The organism is Dialister sp. UBA1703 (genome assembly GCA_002320515.1).
GTDB lineage: Bacteria > Bacillota > Negativicutes > Veillonellales > Dialisteraceae > Dialister.
In genome coordinates this window covers 6124-6518 of the sequence record DCJJ01000093.1, presented here as the reverse complement: position 1 = coordinate 6518, position 395 = coordinate 6124, and the positions used below count along the sequence as shown (strand labels likewise).

Sequence of the window (395 nt, the reverse complement as noted above, 5' to 3'; positions counted from 1 at the left end):
CCGAGGCCCCGCAGGGGCCTAATGACACATAAAGCTTCGCGTCATATATTCAGACTTATCTTTAGGGATCCTCCCAGCTTCTTTCTGTGGGAGGAATCGCCGTTACATGCTTATCTTTCCCTGCTCCGGCATTATAAAAGGCCGGTTTCCCGGCCTTTGTCAAAAGATAATAGACTTCCTGTTATGGGCTCCAAAATAATCTTTCCACATATCCTCATAGGTAAGAAGATGGAGATGTTTATTTCCTTCAGCCGCCTCAAGAACCGATTTCGTAAATCCCTGTCCGGAAAAAAGATACAGCTCCCTTTCTGTAAAGGGAAAGAGACTGCTTCTTTCCATCAGGGTATGAAGTATGGGGAGGTCAATTTTTTCATTAGGGAAGCGCTGATTAAATC

At 44.8% G+C, this 395-nt stretch carries 1 protein-coding gene; it reads right to left on the bottom strand.

What is annotated here, in order from left to right; genetic code table 11:
- Positions 1-159 precede the first annotated feature (159 nt).
- On the bottom strand, positions 160-395 hold a 236-nt coding region (locus B2Y11_RS04635), incomplete at its 5' end, for a hypothetical protein (protein ID WP_291056795.1).